Genomic DNA, 19,403 nt, shown 5'->3' on the forward strand with positions numbered 1-19,403 from the left:
CTTTAAACGATTGTGGTCCGGTATTCTCGATGATTTTGAATATATTTTGAATATAAATCTTCAACTGTATCAAGCTCTTCCGTTTTCACAATAGAAAATACTTCTTTAACAGAACTCATTTTCTCTTCTAACGGTGCTGTAGTCCCCGCTTCATATAAAGTTTTAAGTGCATCATTCATAGCGGGAACAGCTGAGCGCAATAGTTGATTGGCGTAAATAACCATTTTTATCCCAATTCCTTCTAACTGCTCCTTATTTATTGAATAATATGTAGTAGGCACAACTACTAACGGAGTTGAAATACCTTTCTTTTTCCATTCATGTGCAAACATGATTATTTCATCCGCAGATTTTGATTTAGAATGAACTAGTATCAGATCGGCCCCAGCTTCCGAATATGCTATAGCACGATTCATTGCATCGTCCAAACCTTTTCCGGCGATTAAAGATTCTAGCCGAGCAATAACTACAAAATCAGGATCTTTTTGTGCTGACTTTGCTAATCTAATCTTTGCACTAAACTCATGCATATCAGCTAGTTCATGACCTTCCAAGAATGAATTACGTTTTGGAAAGTTTTTATCTTCAATGCAGACACCTGCTATTCCAGCAGCCTCATATTCGCTAACCATACGAATAATGTTATTAACCCCTCCGAAACCAGTGTCGCAATCAGCTATCACTGGAAGATTTGATGCCTTATTCATATATGAAGCTGCATTCAAAAATTCCGTCATTGTTAAGATTGATGCATCTGGGACCCCAGCCGAAGTTGATATGGCTAAACCACTAGCCCATAAAGCATCAAAACCATTCTTCTCTGTAAGAATAGCTGTGAGTCCATCATTTGCCCCAATAACCTGAATGAGTTTATCTGAAGAAATTAATTTACGAAGCATAGTTGTTTTTTTCATATTATTTATCTTCCCTTCGAATTATTAACATTGTTAAGAACGATTACATTATCATTTGAACCTATAAAAGCAGTATCTGCGATTCCAACAAAGAGACCTGATTCTACTACCCCATTCATGAGTTTTAGGTGCTGCTCCAGTGCTTTCGGGTTATCTATTTGTTCAAATGACGTGTCCAGTATATAATTTCCGTTATCAGTAACATAAGGCTCATCAACAAGTATTCTTAATTTTGGCTTAGCTCCTAAGTGTAACAACCCGCGCATGATAATTTCCCAAGCAAATGGTACAACTTCAATAGGAACTGGAAATGCACCTAGTTTATCAACTCGTTTTACTTGGTCGGCTACGACGACGAGACGCTTTGATTGAACAGCCACCAACTTTTCTCGAAACAGTGCACCTCCCCCTCCTTTAACTAAATCAAGAGTAGGAGTAACTTCATCTGCCCCATCGATTGTAATATCAATAAAGTCTACATCTGCAAGTGCAACTAGAGGGATACCTAGATCTTGTGCAAGTCTTTCAGTATGTTTGGAAGTAGCCACCCCAGTTATTCTTAAGCCTTCATTCGCTATTCTTTCTGCTAATTTTTGAATTGTATAGTGGACCGTAGATCCTGTACCTAACCCAACAGTCATCCCATCTTGAACTAAATTAGCAGCATTTTCACCTGCAAGCTTTTTTCCATTCATAGTTATCTCTCCGTTTTATCAGCCACGATGACTAATTTATGTAGCTTGATATTTGATATAGAAAAATAATTAAACTAATGAATCACAGAAAGTAAGAAAAAAAATTAAATCCCAACTTCAATCTTGTAACTGGATTCTTTCTTAACAATGTTTAGTGCTTCATCTGTTAGTATCATACATTTATCGCGATCTTTCTCTATTCCTGTAATAGCGCGAATGGCATCAATCGTCTCGGGAATAGTAATACATTGCATATCAATTGAGGTCATTAAATGTAGTCGGTTTCCTACTAACTGTATGGATTCTTCCCATAAAAATAATTCTGGGCGATCACCACGTTTACGGGAACTATTGTTAAAACTATTAAATAGCTGAGCTGTATTAACTCCTGCTTCTTGTTTTGTTTGGATAAGAATACGAGGGTACTGATTTAAGGTCTCGATAATCTTTAGCCTTGTTAATGGATTTTCCAACTCTATAGAAATCATCTGTAAATGTGAGTAATACATTGGTGCGGCAGCAGCTTGTGTATAGATTGATATATGAGGCAAAACTAATTGGAGGTCTGGACCATGATGTGAGACGCCGAATACAGGGGCTATACCATTTGGAATTCCATTTTGAGCTTTGTCAGGATCAGTTGAACAGCGTACTATAGCACCATCTACATGAAGAACTTTGTAGTGAAAATCAAGAACACTGATTAAACGTACTAATCCCGTTGTGTTACAACTACTAACTCGCATTGCTTGTCGGCCATATGCTTGATGATAATTACCAAAAGTGCTAAATGTAAAATCTGTAGTATCGTGTTTCTCACCACCTTGAAGAATGGTATAGACACCATGTGCTTTATATTGAGAGAGACGCTTTACACCTTCTCCTGCTTGCGCACAATCTACAACAACATCGATCTCGTTCAGCAAGTCTGACAAATTACCTGAAACATCTAAGTTACACTCTTTAAATAAAGGTAGTCTTTCATTCTCGGTACAATAAATTTTCACACCTTTCCAGTTTACAGAAAGTGCGGTGGGATTTGGCGTTCTTATCCCAACCCCAACTAGCTCCATGTCTGGCTGAGATAACACGGCATCAGCAACCCGTTTCCCAATTGTTCCAAGACCTACTACTCCTACTCGTAGTGTCATACTCTCTCCCTCATTTCTCTTGGAGATAGATTTGAAAAAACTCCAAGTGTGTTATTCGTCAGTGTGCGAGAGTCATTGGAGTTATATTCAGTTTTCAGCATGAATCTCATTGCATCAATGGATTCTAATACAATAGAAAGCTTATGACTCACCATCCAGAAACTCACTTTTTCAGCTTCTACTTTAAGACTTTCGCCTATAATAACCGTTTCGTAAAATGCTCCTACAGGTCGTCCTATATCACGGAAAAACTCAGAGACTAAAGCCGTATTATTCATGTGCAAACCATTAGGAGTCATTAATATTCGATCGGCATTAGTTAATAGCTTTACTATTTCTTCTTTAGAAGCAGGAGTGTTCAATCTAATATTTATACCTAAGAGAAATGATCGCGTATGCTGCGCAAGTATCGATTGTCCACTGAAATCTATATTAAAATGAGGTTCTAGTTGAGATAGCCAGGGTAGATCGAGGGGTACGAGTGCGTCAATTGGTCCCCGTTTTTCACTTCCATCTGTCGGTTCTATAGACGTCACATGCATCGAGATAATATTAGATATTGAAAATAAAATACGCAAAAGAGAAATATTTTGAATGTTTGGTATGTTTATAACATTAGAAGTCGGAATATCACTTTCTTTCCTTGTTAGAAGAAAAAAAGGTATGTCTTCTTTTGTACCACCAATAGTTACTATGGGTATTCCTTGGGTGGGGATGTGCTCTGGGATTAATAATGCTTCTTCCCTGACATAAAAATAAGCATCGATCTTTTCATGTGAGGAAGAGGTAACAAATTTCATATCTTTTTGTAACTGGATTGCATGAACGAGTGCGTTTGAAATAGGTCCTTTGCCAACTACACTAATGTGTTTAATAATATCTCCTCCTTATGCAAACAAGAAACTTCTGTAAGTAAATATAATTATATGCATTCAAATTATAAATATCAACAAAAATATCCAATTTTACACAACTTTTACATTGTTTTTACAAAACTTAAATTGTTATCCTCTTGTTAAAAATGCATTGTAATGTGAAGTGTGAAGCTTACCGAAAAAAACGGACCATGACTCATGCTAGGGTCCAGATAGAAAAACTCTTCTTCTTGCCATCCCGAATCATGTATTCCCTGCCAGGATGGTAACAAGAGCAGAGATAATGTTAGAAGGATTTCAACACTTAAAACTGGAGGAGATTTTTGCTATGTAAGCAAAGATTCGGGCAGATATCTATTGAGTTCACTTCAGACTTACATGATAAATCCGAATCTATAAATGGAATCATGATATCAAGCGGAATATAAAAAAGTCGCTAAAATAGCGACTTCAATGGGAATATGTTCGTGTCTTGTGACACCTTCTTTCATTGTTTATGCCTTGGCTCGTTTGGGTTACAGGTTTGACAATGTAGTATTAGTTATCTGCTAAAATTTGAAATCTTCATCAGTTAATGCAGATAATGAAAGGTTCTTTGATTGCGTAACATATTTAATATCGACTACATCAAAGATTTCACTATCTACAAATTTAATATTATCTTCAAGGAAAAATACATAGTTAGTACCTTCCGCTAACGAACTCTTAAAGGCTAAACCTTCAAAACCTTTACTATCTGCAAGTTCTGCAATAAATTTGGTCGCTAAATAGCCAAAATCACTTGTAGAAGCATCAATCGGTTTAGATAATTCTGAATTAATAACATTTGCTAGTTGATATAATTCTTATTGTATATAAAGAGGTAAATCGGTACTAAATTTAACATTATCAAGCTTCACAAAACGATGTGATTTTGTAGTTGCAAGTTTTGCTACTGAAACAGGTACAGCTTTTGATGGTCTTACTTCAGCAATTGCAGTTTCAGCATCTGATGCAGTGTACAAGTAAGGGATCCCTTTTGAGTTAATTCGACCGTTACCAACTAATTCTTTTGGAGGGCACATAATGTCTTTTTCTTTATAAGCAGAAAATTTTGATGGCGCTCCGTTTCTTGCTCTATAAAGAATAGAGTTCTCTTCAATTACAACTAAGTTTATTTCCATAATGTTTAGCAAAGCATCCTTTAACTTTGTATTCAGTGTAAAAGCAAATCTACTTTTGTGTTTAAGTCCTTCTTTAAACTCAATCCACAAATTCAACAATTCACTTTCTACACCAATATCATAAAGTTTAAATGCATACTGTTCAACAAAGCTAGAGTATATCCTTTTATAATGCTTCCATTGGCCTAAGAGGTCATATATGTTTTTGTTGGTTAAATTCTTTCTGTATACACTGAGTTCCTCTTCACTGTGACTACCAATTCCTCTAATTGGAGTAAATCTTAAATATGCGTTGCCAGCCGTACAGAATTCTTGAAGCAATAATTTCTCTGTCTCATTTAATTGTTTTAATTTAATCCGGACCACTTTCGACAGAACTCCATGATTCTCTAATAAGTCGAATAAATGTGGATTTTTCATATCATAGTGTTTATTTGCAAGGAATTTTCCAACAATGCCATGCTCAGTCCATTTGCCCTGGTACAAAAGTGTCTAGATTAATTCGAGGACGCCTCAGGTGCTTCTCCCTTTTCTTTGCCTCAGCAATCCCTTCAGCCTGTGCCTGGTTTGATGCACCGATGTTCTTCTTTAAGAAGCCCGAACTATGTTTCAGTCTTTTAATTACTCTTTTTCTTATGAATTTCTTCTGATTGATCAGCTGCTTTCTTTGTATTAATGATTTAGCGATTCCCGTTAACTCATTCCCATTCCTTCCAAAGATCCATCCTCCATTTTTAAGCGAAAAAAGTGATTTACATCTCAAAATTGAACCAGAAGGATATTTGAAATTGTCGATATACAGTTTGGGAACACAATTCTCATACCCACACTTTTGACATATCTGTCTCATACTTTTCTTTGTTTTCAATCTCTTACCTGAATTCATTCTTATATTTTCTTTATTTTAACATCGTTCATTAAGTTAACTCCCGTTAAGCTTAATGAATTAACGGGCGGATTAAGTATAACCAAAAACTATAAATGTATTTATTTACATATATATTAATATATTTGTATATTTACAATTTTTATTTTGATGGTAATATATTCAAAGGGATAAATAGTAAATACCCCATAATAAAGATGTACAGGAGGAAAAAAACTTGCTTAGAAAAAAAATCATATCGGTGCTACTTTGTGTTTCGTTGTTTACAGTATCTGTTCCACAGGCATTTGCTAGCGGTGCCGAGAGTCCAAATCTCAATAATGAAAGAGTGCTTACTGAAGAAATACAAAATGATACATTAGAGATAATTGAAAACTATGGAGGTTCGAATGCAGTTCAGCCTCAGAGTGAAGTTCGCGCAGCAAGTATTGTTAGAATTGTTATGCAGGCAGCTAAATTGCTCTTTGGAGCAACGAAAACATATAATAAAGTTACAGAGGCCTATGTTGAAAAAGCTATTGAAAATGAGTTTGAAGCTGAACTTCCTTTCTTGGTCACGAGGAATTCAATAATTAAGGAGTTTTGGCTTATTGGTACGAGCGAATATGTGGAGCTAAAGTTCGGTACTAGTGACAGAGGGTTGGAACATATTCTAAGTAAACATCATCCTAAATATTGGACTGGCCTAGGATATAGAGAATATAACTCATTTTTCAACGACACTACTAGCATGAGAGAGATTGTAGAGATTGCTATTGTCGTAGCAAATCAAACTCAAAACAATAAAAATAAAATAATTGCTAATAACAGTGGTAACGTTTCGGTAGATGGTACCTATGATGGTAAACAGTATAGGCTTGTAGTAAGCAGCGATTATGAAGTGGTAACTTTATATCCTTTGGGTTGGAACGTAGCTGAATCTCAATAATTTATGCTGAATAATATTTCAAAAAAAGATATTGGGAGGGCTTATGGTTTCCATTCAAACGTTTCTTATTCCACCGCAACAATCACTTCCGGAAGTGTACGCTTGTATGGGAACTGATCAGTTGCAAAAGCTTTTTATTACTGCTGAACATTTTGAAAGTGTTTATGCTATCTGGAGTGATGATATTCCCCTGAAGATTAATGAGCTTAATATTGCCGTTATTATTCAAGATGATCACCAACAACTAATTGGATTTGAACAGTGGGGACTAGATTTGTGGGGGTGTTATTTATCAGCCTTGAATAGTTATATTAAAAGTGGATTCACATATGGAGAAGCGATGTATGGCATAGATCCCAAGTTGATCTGCTTTGAAAAAAATGGTAAGAGTTCAATCGAAGTAATTCTAAAATATGATCCGTTACACGTAAAAAAAACGATAACTAGCTTTATTTTGGAAGAGCGTGATTTTCTTCAACACCTCATGAATGGAGCATCTAATTTTTATACTCTTATGAATAAATACAAAATTCATACGAGCAAAAAAACAATGAGCTTCCTCTCTGAAACAATAGAGTTGCTAAAACAAACATATTCGAAAGAACTGTGAGGCGAATTTTCACATGCAAAGACTAAAAATACTTAGTATAGTTTGTGTACTTATGTTTGGAATTTCCTCGACTAGTTTCGCTAAAGAGTCTATTCCAAGCAATGAAGCTTCTGAGTCTGTATTGAGAGAGTATTTCGAAGCCTCAGTTAATAAAGACTATGAAAAACTTAGTACACTGACTGAAGACCAACGTTTTACCAGCTTAGAAGAGAAGAAACAAGAATATAAGTCTTCTCTCGAAAATCCTTCAGAAGTTCCTCTTTCATTTACAATCATTGATCAACAAAGAGTAAGTGATGAGGATTATAATTATAATGTGAAGTTGGAGTTTCCAGACAATGAAACAATAAACCTTCCTATAAATATGCAATATGTCAATGAAAGTTGGAAAGTAATTATAACAACACAGCCAATTAACGAGCAAGAAGGTTACGAAATAATTGAGCACGCTGACGATAATTTGAATATCCAAAAGAATCAAGCTTTCGCCGATCCTCAACCAAGCACAAAATGTACTTGGAGTTTCTCAGAGAGAGTCGATGGACGCACATTTACCTCTTTGTGTAAAAAATTTGATTTGGCTACTAAGGACTATAGAACGACTTTGAATCTGCAGCAGTATAACGATCATAAAGATAAACTCATCCCACTTATAAAATATGAAATTTTTGAAACTAAGTTCTTTGGAGATAATCTTTGGGGATACACGGATGTGTATGGAGAGAAAAAGGGAACTGGCTTTAAAACTGAAATTTTTGGTGATACGTTAAAAGCAACTAATTGTTATATCAAATTTACTATTGAAAATAGCAAGGATACAGTAACCACCTTTAGAGGCTTTGGAGAACTATATAGTTTCTAAATGAAAGCAGCAAACTAAGACAAAGGAAAAGTCTTAGTTTGCTGCTTTTCTCATTAAGCAATCTGGCCCAAACCGCTTCCACAATACAATAATATTAGTATAGATGTAACGAATATATTTAACTGAATCTGGATTGTGTTAGGAAAAAATCGGAGTTATCGCTTATCTCCCACTTCTCTATTGGTCAATGAGCTATCCAATTCCATCTGTTTTCGCTCGTATCCAAGCCATACTCACTTCTATTACCTTCAAAATTATCATTCCCCCTCTCCTTAAAATGGATAAGTTTGATCTAACTTTAGTTTCACTAATAATATAATGCTCATCTACCTAGAGGACTATACGTCGAGTCCCTACATAAATAGTAGAGTTAATCTCTTCACTTCATTAAGTACAATATCCCTTTGTTATTAGATGCAAATTTAAAGAGATAATGAAAGTCGACTTTATCGATACTCAGTTTAGTAACAGAATAGCTACTTTGCTCATAAACTTCAAATGTTTCAATACATTTAACCTTTGTTAAATGAGTAGAATGCCTCTTTATTCTCTTAATAGTGGCCCTATGCCCTATTAGATGCTCTTTCCTCGAATATTTTTGAGTTATCTTTTCCTATTTCTTGGCTGCCCACTCCAAGACAAGTTTGTCCATATCCGTAGTATGTGCGAATTGGCTCTCTGCGAAATTACTCAAGAGAAAACGGACTGAGCAACAAATAACGAGCACGCCAGCGCGGCCAAACAGCCCCAGACCGTAGTACAAATTCCGCTTTGGTTTAGGTGGTAATTAATAAGTGAGAGACGGTCGACGGCCTCGAAGTTATCAAACAGGCTGATGCGGTTGGTTCTTTTGTATACAGAGATCAAGGCTTAAATGTGTCAGTGTGTAAGCAACTTCCTCATAGCGTATCTTTGATGCGATACCGGACCATCCTTACTCGTCGAATTGTGGCATCACTACATCGTATGTTTAAGCGTCATCCCTATCAAAATCAAAAAGATACATACGTCGCATCGCTCTAGGATTGCAAAACGTACCGATTCTGGCAGCGCGCATGCCGAGCAGGAACATTGGAACATGACACCTCCATAAATGTAAATGTGGAGAGAGTTTTCTCTCTCCACTCTTTTCCTATTTTTAGCTACATTTGATCCAGCGCCCTTCCTGAACCAATTCTGTACCATGTTAATACCATCTAGTAATAATTGCATTCAATGCGTTAGCAAAGCTACAAAAGTGTACTTAAGTCTTTTTATTTACAATTCATTGAAACAAGAAAATAAACGAAGGGACTGATTTTTTCAGTCCCTTCGTTTATCTGAATTAGTTTATTCACTGATATATATAGAATAAACCACCCTTAAAACGCTCAAAGAGCTAAAACGATTCGAACCGATGTATACACGTGCATGAATATTCAATTCTCACTAATTATGAAAAAGTTGTCTCATTAATTATGAAAATATTTTCACTGATTATGACACCACCACCAACCACCATCTATCTTAGATCTTATAAGCCTTCATGGCTTTAAACAATTCCTTAAAGGTTGGACGTTTACCGTACATCAACACACCTGTGCGATAAATTTTGGCTGCAAGCCATCCGAAGATGATAATGGATACAATGAGAATCGCTAAGGACGTTAGAATCTCCCAAGTTGGCGCAACTCCTGCGCCAATTCGTACCAGAATCGCGGTCGGCGACGTGAATGGAATGAAGCTTGCGATTTTCAACAACAGAATGTTCGGCGTAGAAATACTGAAGATCGCAATATAGAAGGAAACAAGCGACAACATCGTAATCGGCAGAACAGCCTGACCGAGTTCTTCAGTACGGCTTACCATTGAACCAATGGCAGCAAACAACACGGCATACAGGAAGTAACCCAGAATGTAGAATATGAGTCCGTACACAATAACTGCACTATTCACATCACTTACACTCATATTGAAATCACCTAATACTGCACGGTTATGCGGCAGCAAGATATTTCCGGCAACCACCGCTCCGAAGATCCCGATTTGCAGCATCCCCACCATGAAAATACCGATGATTTTACCAAACATCTGACTGAGCGGTGATACACTCGTAATCAGAATCTCCATAATACGTGAGCTCTTCTCAGCTGTGATCTCGGAGGCAATCATGTTACCTGTCATCATCGTTGAGGTAAACAGCAGGATGATCAGCAAGTACACCACAATATAGTTAATCGGGCTCATTTTACCTTCAGACTCAGTACCTGCTCCGCTCTCATCTGTACTCAAACTTTGCTCAGTGAGCTTCACAGGTGTTGTAATAAGTTCCTTCTGCTCCGCTGTGAGTACATCCTTCACAACCACATCCAGCTTCACACTCTGCAACGCTGCTTCAATGGATGCAATGATCTGAGGTGATACGTCTTCTGCTGAATATAGAATGGGCTGCGGGAACTCTTGCCCGGAAACAGCTTCAAACTTCAGATAACCATCGGTAAGCCCTGCTTCCGCATCCGCCGCAAGAGCAGCCTCATCTTTGTCACCACTGGCAATGAATCGATAGGCCTGATCTCCTTGAGCCGCAGAGAAGCTCTCCAGTTTCTCGGAAACTTCAGGCTGCCCTGTACTCAAAAGACCAATATTTACAGGATTACTGCTTGAAGCTCCACCAATGGAACCCCCATTAAATAAGGTAATGAAATACGGGACATTGAGTCCGATTGAAATTAAAAGTGCAAGTACAATGGTCGTTACCATGAATGATTTCGTTTTAACTTTGTTTTTAAATGTAAAACCCGTAATCGTTCCCATTTTATTCATTCGACTCACCTACCTCACGAATAAAGATTTGGTTAAGCGTTGGTTCCTTCAGTTCAAAGTGTTCCACTGTCGTCTGAGTCATGGCTGTTCTCAGAATCTCTTGAGCCGCTTCCACCTGACTAATATGTATCAGGTACCCACGCTCATTCCGCTCGACTTTCTTCACACCAGACAACTGTTCAAGTCCTTCCACACTACCAATCGTACCCAGGAATACCTGTTCACGCGGATACCGGCTCTTGATCTCCTTGATCTCTCCTTGTACCACCGTGTTGGAACGATGCAGAATGGTGATCTGACGACATAACTCTTCAACGTGCTCCATACGGTGTGTTGAGAACAGAATGGCCGTGCCTTCGTCACGTAGCTCCTTGACGGTGGATTTGAGTAATTCCACGTTGACAGGATCCAGTCCGCTGAACGCTTCATCCAGAATGAGAATCTGCGGTCTATGCACTACAGCCGCGATAAAGCCCATTTTCTGCTGATTACCTTTGGATAACTCCTCGATCTTCTTATCGTAATACTCAGGTACCTCAAACCGATTCAGCCAATACTTGAGGCTCTGATCTGCGTCCTTACCATTCATGCCACGAAGTCGTGCCAGGTAATTAATCTGTTCGCTGACTTTCACCTTCGGATACAATCCGCGCTCTTCCGGAAGATAACCCATAATCTGTTGCAGCTCCGTATTATAGGGCTTGCCGTTGTACAGGATATTCCCTCCGTCAGGGTGAATCAGTCCAAGCACCATACGCATTGTGGTTGTTTTACCTGCACCATTGGCTCCGAGCAGTCCGTAAATCTCCCCCTCTTTTACATTGAGCGTGACTCCATTAACGGCTGTTTTGTCTGCATATTGCTTGACGACTTGCTTCAATTCCAATCGGTTCATCATTTATCGTCTCCCTTCGGTTATTTCCACTGTACGGGTGCATACCCGGCAATCCAGAATGCCAGCACTTCATCCAATTCCAAGTTACGGATTCTCAATACCCGGTTATTGGACAGCTCCAGCCTCTCCTGCGCCTCGCTGACCCGGGTTGTAATTACGCGAACCAGACCTCCCTCTTCTATAGAAGATTCCACAACACCAGGAATACTTTCTGGCCTTAAATCTCCTTCATACCAGACTTCTTTCCACTGATCGAGCACCATATCTTTCTCGGCCATCCCCAGTGACTGACCACGGTGCATCAATACGATGTAATCCGCAAGCCTTTTGACTTCGTCTGCAATATGTGTGGCAATCAGAATCGTGGTGTCTCCCCCCGCCATGAAGGTACGGAACTGCTCAACCATCACTTTCCAGGCAAAGGGGTCCAATCCTGATGAAGGCTCATCCAAAAGCAATAGTCTTGGGCGAGCTGCAATTGCAGCTGCAATCTCAAATTTTCGCCTTTCTCCCTTGGACATCTTGTTCAGCTTCACATCAACAGGTACTTCCATATCCTGAATCAGTTGGTCGAACAACTTCATATCCCAACGTGGGTACCAGTACGCCCGGAAATGGGCCGCTTCTTGTGCTGTTATCCGGTTCTCTTCTGAACCAGCGTTATCTGCCACAAAACCAATCTGTTGTCTCAGTTCAATGGGAAGTGGCCCATCATGTTCCTGACCAAACCATATAATCTGCCCAGCATCTGGCAGCACCACTTGCTGTAACATGTTAAGAAGGGTGCTTTTGCCTGAACCGTTGTGACCGAGAATAGCCACTATATATCCTTCCGGGATGGTCAGATCAATTGGGCCGATAACTCTGCGTTTTCGCATTTTGGATACGCCGTTCAACTGGATTGCTATGGGTTCCACGTATGAATCACTCCCTTACTTCACGTAAATAGCCTTCAGGACTTCCCGGAATAGGCTCTCCATCTCTTCTTCCGTACAGCCTACCGATTTCCCGGACTGCACCGCTGCCTGCATCGCTTCCTGTGCGGCCTTTAATCTATAATTTTCTCTGTCACCGGCTTCTACCTGGGCCACAAATGTACCTGTCCCCTGCTTCGTACGAAGCAAGCCTTCATTCTCCAGATCCTGATAGACCCGTCTAACCGTAATAACACTGCAATTCAGTGCTCCGGCGAACTCACGAATGGACGGCAAATGTGTTCCCTCCCCCAACTGACCCGTAATAATTAACGATCTTAACTGATTTTCAATTTGGTGGTATAAAGGTTCAGCGCTATTTTCATTAATTTGAATGGGTATTTTCACATCTTGCACCTCGCCCTCCGGTACACTCCAGTCTGTTACCTGACCGTGCCGGTTTCATCCTGTATTCGTACATAAGCTCAATTCTCATTTTAATTCAAATCCCGATGAACCAGCTTCTTCAGCGTAAAACGACTAGACAGCCATAATCCCGCTACGCCAGCCACCAGAGAAATCCACATGATCGGGGAAAGCAGCCCCCATGATTTACTTCCATCCATTACAATCCGCAATCCGTAACTGCCTGATATTCGAATCAGTATGGATATGCCAATGGCGAATGGTATAAAAAGCATACTGAGAAGCAAGTATTTCTTGCCACTGTTCAGAAACTCTCCGTAAATATAGAACCCTGTTACCAAAAGGCCATAACCTGTACAGGTAAGGCTAAAGGCCAGATACTGATCCCATCGGAATCCTTCGGCATGAAGGTTAACCACGTATAACGATCCGTAGAAAAAGATTCCATTGTACGTAAACGCCATCAGAGACTGCTGTAGCCTGGACCACATCACCACTTGTTCAGGAATGGGAATTCTACGATAGTAGGCCAGCATCTGCGTATAAGAATCTTCCTGTATGTAACGGAAGGAGCGCCTGCAGAACATAAACCCTTGAAATGGCAACATGATTAAAAAGAAGGAATCCACTACTGGATTAATAATATCTGTCTGTTGTTGTCCTAAAAACATCACACCGCTCATACCGCCAGTGTATATCATGAATAATGCAGACCATAGCCATTGGAGCCTATCCTTACTCATCTGGCTGCGGGTCAACCACCACGCCTGCTTCCATTCGTTCATATGCATGCCTGCCTTTCACCTGTCATTCACTCATGTTGCTTACTGTGATTACTGTATATATCAATATACACAGTATACAGACCTATTTCTCATCCCGTCAACCCCTAATTTTCCTGAATCAGGAAGACGGGATGGGACACAGTACGAATTTACGTTAAAATAAATTATAGTAACGAATCATAGAAAGGAAGGTTACAGCTATGGATTGGCTGGTAGAGATCGGATTTGTCCTCCTTTTCCTTATCGTCGTAATCTGGTTGGTCCTCCGGGATGAGCCTCATCGTCATTCTGCCAAAAAAGGCAGACACCGCATCCGCCGCAACAACGGTTATACCGACTCTGCTTCGGGATATCCGGTCATTATGGGAGATGACTCCTACGATCGACATGCTAGACACACACCGGGTCACAAACATCATGATTCGGATTCTTCAGGAGGCACACATTCTCATCAGAACAGCGATAGTGGTAGCAGCAATGACAGCGGTGGAGATAGTGGCGGCGGAGACAGTGGGGGTGGCGGGGATTAAACATCATTCCCCAATCACAAAAGAAGGGCTGTACCCGTTATTGTGTAAACACAATTCGGGTACAGCCCTTTGCCGCTCTCTAGCACCTGTTAGAAGAAGAGGCCTTACGATTAAACGAGGTTATAGCCACTAGGCAGACTGCGATCCCTGCGGATTGCGCGAATCTGAGCCAGCGTTAACCGTTGATTGGTGGAGATCAGGGATTCCACATCATTGCCACGGATCAGATCATCCAAATCTCTCAAGTTGGTGTTGCCTCGGAAGACACGGAATCCACCTTGGAAGTTAGGACGTGTAAACACAACCAGTGTTGCATTGGAACTTGTTGAGAAAAAGCGCAGGCTCTCCACCCCATCCAAAATATTGTCCAGGTTACGAAGACCCGTGTTGCCACGATAGATGCGGCTTCTCCCTCTGTAGTTCTCTTCTGAATACACGGTAAGACGTGGATACGTCTGACTGACGTTGACTGTTTTTTTCATTTTGTTTCCCCCTCTCGAACTCATTCTATGAATGAATGAGAGAGGAAGCGTGGACGAATGATCTGCTAGATTCGTCCATTTTCATATTTTCAGAAGAGAGTAGTGACGCACGCCCGAGTAACCGGAGGTTATATCTCTACTTTTATACGCCGAGGATAACTTCCCATACCGGACGTGTATGACCACCAGGATATAAGAGATATAAAAGAACATACACAACAACACCTGTTAGCGCTGACCCAAACCAGATCATGGACGTGAACTTGCCCCAGCGACGATGTGTTCCGAACTTCTTTTTGAACCCCAGCACCAATGTGGAGATGCCAAATATCGCTGCCACGGTAGCGAGGATAATATGAAAGATCAGAAATATCCGATAAAAGATCTCCAGATCCGGGTCCCCGCCCCAAGCTGTATTACCCACGAACACTGTACGAGACATATAGATCACAAAGAAGATTAGAGCTGCAATCGCACCTGCTACCATGGCGGACTGATGAGCCTCACGTTTACCCCGAATAATCAGTACCCATCCAATCCCCACCAGTACTGCACTAATCACAATGAAAGAAGTACTGATCGTTGGTAGCCAAAAATACATATCCATCGTGTGTTCCCCCTCTTGTCAGAACATTACTTCATTATTTGGCAGCCGGATTGAGCGGCCCCCCTGCGCCTCCTGCAGGATAAGAATCATCATCATCTTCCTGCTTCTCTTTCCGATACCATTGGAAAAAGACATAGGCTAACATCGAGGCGAAGATTCCTTCCTGAATAAACTTCATGACAATGCCACCGACCTGCTGATCTTCCTTCGCGGAAGACAAAAAGTTGAAGAACGCAGGCCCACCGAATGAGCGAAGTAACGCCGTAGAATCTCCAGACACACAATACCGCATTGCTTCAGCCCATACTGCCGGGTTGCTGTACGTCTGATACAACGGCTCGGACGCAAAAATAATCAATCCACACGCAGGCGTAAGCAGTACCATATTCAGAAAAATAAAACCGATCTTGGATAACCCCGATGCTTGTCTGCCTTCTGGCAACGGATTCAGCAATGTCCACCACATGAGCATCGAGGTGATGAACAGTGCAATATAATACAACCGGTGAACGGTAAAATTCAGCATGACGTAATCATGTACAATCGGTAGGTGATACAGCGAGAACAGCCCGTTAAAGAGCACTGCCGCAACGATCGGATGAGCCAGGAACGATAGCTGGCGTGTAGGCAACCAGCGTACGATTCTGCGCCATACCCAGATCGGCAAACCTTTCATCATCAGCGGCGGGGCTACCAGATAGGAGAACGCCATGCTCACCATGTGGAAGCTAAACATTACGTGACCGAGCAAATTAAAGGGTCCAGCCTGAGCCAGATACAGGACAAACAGTCCTGTAATAAACATGATTTTCTGTGCAGCAGTCGCAGGTTCTGCATCCTTTATTTGCTCGCTTAACGGTCCCACAAGCACCAGATAAGCCGCAGCAATGATCAGAAATACAGCCAATATAAGCGGACTCCATAAATCATTGAAGCTAAAATATTGCAACCCGAGCATACGGGAAACCTCCCCGTGACCTGATTTGGTTGTTGCCTTCATTACTTTGTGAAGATTCATTCGCCAAAAAGGGGAAAAGACGGCGGCATTGCGCCGCCGCCATCTCTTTTACCACCAGACCCAATAGAGTGCCATAATGATGCACGTAAAGGCTACGAAAAAGCCAAAGGCCATGAACAGAATCGGCATCAAGTGCCCTTTGTCCTTCAAGTGCATCCAATAACCCAATTGAACGAATACTTGAAGAATAGCCATGACGAGCAAAATAATAATGATAAAGGTTGTGTTGACCCCTCCGGCAGAAGCAGCCGCAAACGCAATCAGCGTAAGAATAATGGAGAAGATAAACACCACGACGTGTTTCTGTGGCCCTTCCGTCCGGTGACGGTGTTTCACAGGCTGTTGATCTGTCTTATCCTGTGCCGACATGTGCTACCCCACCTTTCCGAGCAGGTACACGACCGTAAAGATGAACACCCATACCACGTCAATAAAGTGCCAGTACATTGCGGAGACGTATACTTTAGGTGCGGTTACGACCGTCAATCCTTTTTTGAACAGCTGACCGATAATGATTCCGATCCACACAATACCAAAAGCAACGTGGGCTCCGTGGAACCCGACCAGTGTATAGAATGCTGAACTGAATGCACTCGTGGTCATGCCAAACTCTTTATGTTTCACATACTCGTAGAACTCGTAAATTTCCAGTGCGAGAAATCCCATACCCAGTACTACCGTGATGCCAAGCCACAACGCTAGTGCATCTCGCTTGCCCTTATGCATGGCCTGAATCGCAAATACACTCGTCAAACTACTGACCAGGAGAATGAACGTTGCAGCGGCCACAAGTGGCAGGTGGAACAGTTCATTCGCCGTAGGTCCATCATTGGTTTGGCCACGAAGAGCCAGGAAGGTAGCAAAGAGTGTACCGAACAGTACCGTCTCGCCGCCAAGGAACAACCAGAAGGCGATAAGCTTGTTACGGCCTTCCAGCGTTGCTTTCTCCGGTTCATGCGGCAATTTGTCGTTCACCGGTTCGGCATGTGAGGTTGTCATGTTCTAGCCCCCTTCTCATCCTGATCCTCCGGTTCAATATGCCAGCCATGATCATCATAAAGTGAACGAAGTGCCATTGCACCAAATGTGATTACGAGACCAATAATAACTACAATATAATTGTTGAAAATGACATTCATAAATGCATTACCAAATTCATCATTGCTGAACATCAAGCCAAGTCCGGCGATAAAGATACCTACTGACATTACAAACGGCAACGGCGTTGCTGAAGGCATATGAATCGAACCTACAGGTTCTGCCGGTGTCATCTCCGTATGTCCTGCCATTTTTTCCTTCCAATATGCATCAATTCCGCGTACCAGCGGCGTCTGCTTGAAATTATATTCCGGCGGCGGAGATGGAATAGACCATTCCAGTGTACGGCCGTCTTCCCACGGATCGTTTGGCGCGCCAGCCGGTTTTCTCATTGTGATTACGATATTCACGAGGAACATGATAACCCCAACACCCATTAGAAACGCACCGACAGAGCTGACCAGATTGAGCAGGTCAAAGTCCTGATTCGGCAAGTATGTAACGATCCGGCGCTGCATCCCCATCAGACCGAGGAAATGCTGTACAAAGAACGTTAATTGGAAACCGATCATAAATGTCCAGAACGTCCATTTGCCCAGTGTTTCGCTGAGAATACGTCCGAACATCTTCGGCCACCAGTAATGCAGTCCCGAGAACAATCCAAGTACGAGTCCACCTACAATAACGTAGTGGAAGTGGGCTACAACAAAGTACGTATCATGGAACTGGAAGTCTGCCGGAGCAGATGCCAGCATAACGCCTGTAACACCACCCATAACGAAGGTTGGGACGAATCCAACAGCAAACAGGTTTGCCGCGGTAAAGCGGATCTGTCCACCCCACATCGTAAAGAGCCAGTTAAAGATTTTGATCCCGGTAGGTACGGCAATCAACATCGTGGAGATGGAGAAAAGCGCGTTGGCTACATTACCCAGACCTGTTGTAAACATGTGATGCGCCCATACCATGAAGCCCAGGAAGGCAATCAGGATGGTAGCAAATACCATGGAGCTGTATCCGAACAACCGTTTACGCGAGAAGGTCGGAATAACCTCCGAGATAATACCAAATGCCGGCAGAATCAGAATGTATACTTCCGGGTGCCCGAAGATCCAGAAGATGTGCTGCCAGAGTACGGGGTTACCGCCACCTGCGACATCGAAGAAATTCGCTCCCAGTATACGGTCAAACGTCAAAAGTACAAGCCCTACCGTGATGGCAGGAAAAGCAAAAAGGATAATGGCAGATGTAATAAATGTCGTCCATGTAAACATCGGCATCCGCATGTAGGACATGCCTGGAGCACGCATTGTAATAATTGTTGCGAGAAAGTTAATGCCCCCGATGAGCGTTCCCAGACCCGCGATCTGAAGGCCGATGGTGTAGAAATCCACACCATGCGTTCCACTATACTCACTGCCCGAAAGCGGCGTATATGAGGTCCAGCCCGCATCCGGTGCTCCGCCCATAACCCAGCTCAGGTTCAGCAACAATCCACCAAACAGGAATGTCCAGAAACCCAACGCGTTAAGAAACGGGAAAGCAACGTCCCGTGCCCCGATCTGCAAAGGCACGACAGCATTCATAATGGCAAAAATAAGTGGCATGACACCAAGGAAAATCATCGTTGTTCCATGCATTGTAATCAATTCGTTGAAGACCTGTGCCGATACAAAATCATTCATAGGCTTCATCAGTTGAATCCGAATCAAAATGGCTTCAATGCCGCCGATTCCAAAGAAAAATCCACCCGCAACCAAATAGAGAATGGCAATTTTTTTGTGATCGACGGTGGTGATCCAATCCATCAAGCCCCTGTACC

20 protein-coding genes are annotated in these 19,403 nt (G+C 41.6%); 4 read left to right on the forward strand and 16 right to left on the reverse strand.

Translation table 11 applies throughout. From position 1 onward, the window contains the following. Window positions 1-2 precede the first annotated feature (2 nt). The 5 genes from EL84_RS00270 to EL84_RS00290 form a co-directional block, all read right to left on the reverse strand. Window positions 3-914 carry an isocitrate lyase/phosphoenolpyruvate mutase family protein gene (locus EL84_RS00270; RefSeq protein ID WP_047840251.1) on the reverse strand — a complete coding sequence of 304 codons (912 nt, stop codon included), beginning with the start codon at window positions 912-914 and terminating at the stop codon, window positions 3-5. 5 nt (window positions 915-919) lie between these two features. Continuing rightward, on the reverse strand, window positions 920-1,609 hold the full coding sequence (gene rpiA, locus EL84_RS00275) for a ribose-5-phosphate isomerase RpiA (RefSeq protein ID WP_047840252.1): 690 nt from the start codon (window positions 1,607-1,609) through the stop codon (window positions 920-922). A gap of 104 nt (window positions 1,610-1,713) precedes the next feature. Continuing rightward, entirely contained in the window at window positions 1,714-2,760 is a 1,047-nt protein-coding gene (locus EL84_RS00280; protein WP_047840253.1) for a type II glyceraldehyde-3-phosphate dehydrogenase, read from the reverse strand. Beyond that, window positions 2,757-3,560 carry a hypothetical protein gene (locus EL84_RS00285; protein ID WP_047840254.1) on the reverse strand — a complete coding sequence of 268 codons (804 nt, stop codon included), beginning with the start codon at window positions 3,558-3,560 and terminating at the stop codon, window positions 2,757-2,759. Before EL84_RS00285 ends, EL84_RS00280 begins: the two co-directional genes overlap by 4 nt. 920 nt (window positions 3,561-4,480) lie before the next feature. Next, window positions 4,481-5,164, reverse strand: a complete 684-nt coding sequence (locus tag EL84_RS00290; protein ID WP_161799391.1) for an RES family NAD+ phosphorylase — start codon at window positions 5,162-5,164, stop codon at window positions 4,481-4,483. Between the two features lie 737 nt (window positions 5,165-5,901). Here EL84_RS00290 and EL84_RS00300 point away from each other — a divergent pair. Genes EL84_RS00300 through EL84_RS00310 form a run of 3 tightly spaced genes read left to right on the forward strand, consistent with a single transcriptional unit; the run spans window position 5,902 to window position 8,084 of the window. Then, a complete protein-coding gene (locus tag EL84_RS00300; protein ID WP_047840257.1) occupies window positions 5,902-6,612 on the forward strand; it encodes a hypothetical protein in 711 nt (236 codons plus the stop codon). A gap of 43 nt (window positions 6,613-6,655) precedes the next feature. Then, entirely contained in the window at window positions 6,656-7,222 is a 567-nt protein-coding gene (locus tag EL84_RS00305; RefSeq protein WP_047840258.1) for a hypothetical protein, read from the forward strand. 13 nt (window positions 7,223-7,235) lie between these two features. Next, window positions 7,236-8,084 carry a hypothetical protein gene (locus EL84_RS00310; RefSeq protein WP_047840259.1) on the forward strand — a complete coding sequence of 283 codons (849 nt, stop codon included), beginning with the start codon at window positions 7,236-7,238 and terminating at the stop codon, window positions 8,082-8,084. A 1,506-nt stretch (window positions 8,085-9,590) separates the two neighbouring features. Here the strand turns inward: EL84_RS00310 and EL84_RS00315 are convergent. The 5 genes from EL84_RS00315 to EL84_RS00335 form a co-directional block, all read right to left on the reverse strand. After that, window positions 9,591-10,886, reverse strand: a complete 1,296-nt coding sequence (locus tag EL84_RS00315) for an ABC transporter permease (RefSeq protein ID WP_047840260.1) — start codon at window positions 10,884-10,886, stop codon at window positions 9,591-9,593. Next, window positions 10,879-11,781 (reverse strand): ABC transporter ATP-binding protein, encoded by a 903-nt coding sequence (locus tag EL84_RS00320; RefSeq protein ID WP_036668607.1) that lies wholly within the window; start codon window positions 11,779-11,781, stop codon window positions 10,879-10,881. Before EL84_RS00320 ends, EL84_RS00315 begins: the two co-directional genes overlap by 8 nt. 20 nt (window positions 11,782-11,801) lie before the next feature. Beyond that, window positions 11,802-12,698: an ABC transporter ATP-binding protein gene (locus EL84_RS00325; RefSeq protein WP_047840261.1), complete on the reverse strand. Its 897-nt coding sequence runs from the start codon at window positions 12,696-12,698 to the stop codon at window positions 11,802-11,804. A gap of 15 nt (window positions 12,699-12,713) precedes the next feature. Next, window positions 12,714-13,103 (reverse strand): GntR family transcriptional regulator, encoded by a 390-nt coding sequence (locus EL84_RS00330; protein WP_036613231.1) that lies wholly within the window; start codon window positions 13,101-13,103, stop codon window positions 12,714-12,716. An 89-nt stretch (window positions 13,104-13,192) separates the two neighbouring features. Continuing rightward, window positions 13,193-13,906, reverse strand: a complete 714-nt coding sequence (locus EL84_RS00335) for a hypothetical protein (protein ID WP_047840453.1) — start codon at window positions 13,904-13,906, stop codon at window positions 13,193-13,195. A 200-nt stretch (window positions 13,907-14,106) separates the two neighbouring features. Here EL84_RS00335 and EL84_RS00340 point away from each other — a divergent pair, with 200 nt between their 5' ends. Beyond that, window positions 14,107-14,436, forward strand: a complete 330-nt coding sequence (locus EL84_RS00340; RefSeq protein WP_047840262.1) for a hypothetical protein — start codon at window positions 14,107-14,109, stop codon at window positions 14,434-14,436. Between the two features lie 110 nt (window positions 14,437-14,546). Here the strand turns inward: EL84_RS00340 and EL84_RS00345 are convergent, their stop codons facing one another. The 6 genes from EL84_RS00345 to ctaD form a co-directional block, all read right to left on the reverse strand. Beyond that, entirely contained in the window at window positions 14,547-14,918 is a 372-nt protein-coding gene (locus EL84_RS00345) for a hypothetical protein (RefSeq protein WP_036613171.1), read from the reverse strand. 142 nt (window positions 14,919-15,060) lie between these two features. Next, a complete protein-coding gene (locus EL84_RS00350) occupies window positions 15,061-15,525 on the reverse strand; it encodes a DUF420 domain-containing protein (RefSeq protein ID WP_036613174.1) in 465 nt (154 codons plus the stop codon). A gap of 34 nt (window positions 15,526-15,559) precedes the next feature. Beyond that, window positions 15,560-16,483 (reverse strand): cytochrome c oxidase assembly factor CtaG, encoded by a 924-nt coding sequence (ctaG, locus tag EL84_RS00355; RefSeq protein ID WP_047840263.1) that lies wholly within the window; start codon window positions 16,481-16,483, stop codon window positions 15,560-15,562. Between the two features lie 108 nt (window positions 16,484-16,591). Beyond that, window positions 16,592-16,912: a cytochrome C oxidase subunit IV family protein gene (locus EL84_RS00360; protein WP_036613178.1), complete on the reverse strand. Its 321-nt coding sequence runs from the start codon at window positions 16,910-16,912 to the stop codon at window positions 16,592-16,594. A 3-nt stretch (window positions 16,913-16,915) separates the two neighbouring features. Further along, the gene (locus EL84_RS00365; protein WP_047840264.1) at window positions 16,916-17,542 is read right to left on the reverse strand and encodes a cytochrome c oxidase subunit 3; all 627 of its coding nucleotides are present in this window, start codon (window positions 17,540-17,542) and stop codon (window positions 16,916-16,918) included. Beyond that, window positions 17,539-19,389 (reverse strand): cytochrome c oxidase subunit I, encoded by a 1,851-nt coding sequence (gene ctaD / locus EL84_RS00370; RefSeq protein ID WP_397376306.1) that lies wholly within the window; start codon window positions 19,387-19,389, stop codon window positions 17,539-17,541. Before ctaD ends, EL84_RS00365 begins: the two co-directional genes overlap by 4 nt. Window positions 19,390-19,403 lie beyond the last annotated feature (14 nt).

The organism is Paenibacillus sp. VT-400, assembly GCF_001029205.1.
Taxonomy (GTDB): Bacteria; Bacillota; Bacilli; order Paenibacillales; family Paenibacillaceae; genus Paenibacillus; species Paenibacillus amylolyticus.

Excerpts from the sequence above, each read along its gene's own strand:
- EL84_RS00270 (WP_047840251.1), bottom strand. The coding sequence starts at position 914 with ATGAAAAAAACAACTATGCTTCGTAAATTAATTTCTTCAGATAAACTC.
- rpiA (WP_047840252.1), bottom strand. The coding sequence starts at position 1,609 with ATGAATGGAAAAAAGCTTGCAGGTGAAAATGCTGCTAATTTAGTTCAA.
- EL84_RS00280 (WP_047840253.1), bottom strand. The coding sequence starts at position 2,760 with ATGACACTACGAGTAGGAGTAGTAGGTCTTGGAACAATTGGGAAACGG.
- EL84_RS00285 (WP_047840254.1), bottom strand. The coding sequence starts at position 3,560 with ATGAAATTTGTTACCTCTTCCTCACATGAAAAGATCGATGCTTATTTT.
- EL84_RS00305 (WP_047840258.1), top strand. The coding sequence starts at position 6,656 with ATGGTTTCCATTCAAACGTTTCTTATTCCACCGCAACAATCACTTCCG.
- EL84_RS00310 (WP_047840259.1), top strand. The coding sequence starts at position 7,236 with ATGCAAAGACTAAAAATACTTAGTATAGTTTGTGTACTTATGTTTGGA.
- EL84_RS00315 (WP_047840260.1), bottom strand. The coding sequence starts at position 10,886 with ATGAATAAAATGGGAACGATTACGGGTTTTACATTTAAAAACAAAGTT.
- EL84_RS00320 (WP_036668607.1), bottom strand. The coding sequence starts at position 11,781 with ATGAACCGATTGGAATTGAAGCAAGTCGTCAAGCAATATGCAGACAAA.
- EL84_RS00335 (WP_047840453.1), bottom strand. The coding sequence starts at position 13,906 with ATGAACGAATGGAAGCAGGCGTGGTGGTTGACCCGCAGCCAGATGAGT.
- EL84_RS00340 (WP_047840262.1), top strand. The coding sequence starts at position 14,107 with ATGGATTGGCTGGTAGAGATCGGATTTGTCCTCCTTTTCCTTATCGTC.
- EL84_RS00345 (WP_036613171.1), bottom strand. The coding sequence starts at position 14,918 with ATGAAAAAAACAGTCAACGTCAGTCAGACGTATCCACGTCTTACCGTG.
- EL84_RS00350 (WP_036613174.1), bottom strand. The coding sequence starts at position 15,525 with ATGGATATGTATTTTTGGCTACCAACGATCAGTACTTCTTTCATTGTG.
- ctaG (WP_047840263.1), bottom strand. The coding sequence starts at position 16,483 with ATGCTCGGGTTGCAATATTTTAGCTTCAATGATTTATGGAGTCCGCTT.
- EL84_RS00360 (WP_036613178.1), bottom strand. The coding sequence starts at position 16,912 with ATGTCGGCACAGGATAAGACAGATCAACAGCCTGTGAAACACCGTCAC.
- EL84_RS00365 (WP_047840264.1), bottom strand. The coding sequence starts at position 17,542 with ATGACAACCTCACATGCCGAACCGGTGAACGACAAATTGCCGCATGAA.
- ctaD (WP_397376306.1), bottom strand. The coding sequence starts at position 19,389 with ATGGATTGGATCACCACCGTCGATCACAAAAAAATTGCCATTCTCTAT.